3 protein-coding genes are annotated in these 2,088 nt (G+C 57.4%); all 3 read right to left on the bottom strand.

The window, feature by feature from the left end:
* Positions 1 to 241: hypothetical protein (locus P4L78_RS01305; RefSeq protein WP_309326456.1), on the bottom strand; the 241-nt coding region annotated here is incomplete at its 3' end.
* Positions 242 to 290: 49 nt separating this feature from the next.
* Positions 291 to 557 (bottom strand): hypothetical protein, encoded by a 267-nt coding sequence (locus P4L78_RS01300; RefSeq protein ID WP_309326454.1) that lies wholly within the window; start codon positions 555 to 557, stop codon positions 291 to 293.
* Between the two features lie 937 nt (positions 558 to 1,494).
* On the bottom strand, positions 1,495 to 2,088 hold a 594-nt coding region (locus P4L78_RS01295), incomplete at its 5' end, for a hypothetical protein (protein ID WP_309326452.1).

Genomic DNA, 2,088 nt, shown 5'->3' with positions numbered 1-2,088 from the left:
GAGAGCAAATCACTCGAAGAGCATCGCCGTCGAAGACTTGAGAGAACAGGTACTTGGCGGTGACCTTGCTCAGTCCGATCCACTGTGCCATGTTCATGGTGCTCGGTTGGGTGAAGGGCCGCTTGGTCGGCGGCGCAATGCTGGGTGGTGCACAGATTTGAGACCAGCAGATTCGCTCGAGCGTTTCCAGGCAACGCTGGGGCACATCCCATGTGTCGATGTCGCGAGACAGGGCCGCCACGCGATCATGCTGGACAAGAGATCAAATGGTGACAAATTGTCAGCGATTGTCACACTCTCGCGATGCCAGGGATCGTCATGACAAGCAGCGCGCGGTGCTTACTGACGCTGGCTGCCGCTGCCGATGCAGCTGCTGGTGGTGCAGCCTTGTTCTGCTTGGCCTGCAGCGCCTTGAGCTGCGTCGTCAGCTTGTTGCCGAAGATCATCTTGAAGAAGTGTGCACCGACGACGCCGGGCACGATATGCATCATGTCCGGGATGGTCATCGTCGCGATGTCGAAGTAGGACAGTCGAAGGAGAGGAGAGCAGCCCATCACGCCGAGGGTCTGCTGGAGATCTTCTTTCGCTGGATGGCGGTCGCCGGGGAACTCGCCTGCGCGAACAGACGGTCGGCTTCCAGGCCAGCCTTGTGAATCTCCGAATGCGTACGAAGCTGAGGACGAGTGTTCGCATTGGCCAAGTCTTCGAAGCCATCATAGCACATTGAACTACTGATCGATGCACCCTGCGAACAAGACAAAGGAGCACAAAGGAGCAAATTGTCAACAAATTGTCAACATGATGTAAATTGTCAACAAACCGCCGCAAATTGTCAACATCACTTACTTGGGTGTGGCACTTCATGCATCCGTACGTGCTCCCGTGAGGCTGCTGTAGGTTGTTGGAGCTGTGTGCTGGGAGATCGCAATTGGTGCTGAGAAGCTTGACGCGGTAAGTGGTCAACCGCTTTGTTGTAGGGTCTGTCGCTTCGAAGCCGGGGTAATAGAGAGTCTCCAACTCCTCCACGAGCTTCTTCAGGTAGGGCGCGACATTGGCACATTTCGGGCCAGGGATCATCGCAGGAATGAGCATGTACGGCGAGCGGTGGCGAAGGTTCTCCGGCAGGTTGAGGACCATGCATTGCATCGGCGTGTAGCTGTTTGGCGAGCTCTTGAATGGCTTGACCCCGTCAATGTTGAGTGAGAGAACGATGTCCCGTCTCGAGCCGCCAAAGGATGTCTTCTGTCCTTCGGGATGCTGAACCGTCGGTCGGGAGCGCCCTTCGACGACGTGCTTCCACCACATCGATGACTCGTAGATGTTGCGCACCGGGCGGTCAGGAGCGGGCGGATCTGCGATCGAGGGGAGCTTCATCAACGGTGCGATGACCGGATTCTCCACCAGCTCCTTCAAGGATGCTGTCAGACCGACGTACAGGAACTTCTTCACTGCCAGAGACACGCAGACAGATGCAGACGGATGGTGGGTGAGTCGTCAATGATTGACAATTGTCAAGCAACAGTTGCAATTGCGATGTGGTTGTACCTTGACGCCCTTGCCCTTCTGATTGATCGGCTCATGGCACACCGGACACGCCCACGCATCCATGTTCGGATGTGTTTTGAGGTAAGCCGAACACGTCTCCGGGGCAACCCAGCAGTCGTTGTGGCACACCGGGTATTCCTGCAGCTGCTCCTGGGAGCCATCGAGGATGAGCCGGGCAGCCCTGTGGTAGCTGGGAAAGTTGTGCGGCTGGGGAAAGTGCTGCTGCAGCACCTTGAAGTACTTCTCCTGCGTTCCTTCCGCGACGTTGCCACTCGTGCCGACTGACATCAGATCCTGAACCAATCGACGCGTGGTGTACGCGTGACCTGGGAAAGCAGGCTGGTCCGCGTCCGGGATGATGACGGAGCCCAGTGGTGCCGGCAAGCCAGCACGACGAGCATCCTCCTCTGCGCCAATGCTCGCCGGACCCAGCTCGAAGTCTTGTTCCTTGCTCTCCCACTGATCGGCGTCCAAGGAAAAGAGATCCGGTTCGCTTTCGTAACTCTCCTCGCGTTCTTCGTCCAACTCCACCGCGTCGCCCAG

Source organism: Silvimonas sp., from assembly GCF_031291215.1.
Classification (GTDB): domain Bacteria; phylum Pseudomonadota; class Gammaproteobacteria; order Burkholderiales; family Chitinibacteraceae; genus Silvimonas; species Silvimonas soli.
This window is presented reverse-complemented; position numbering and strand designations above follow the sequence as displayed.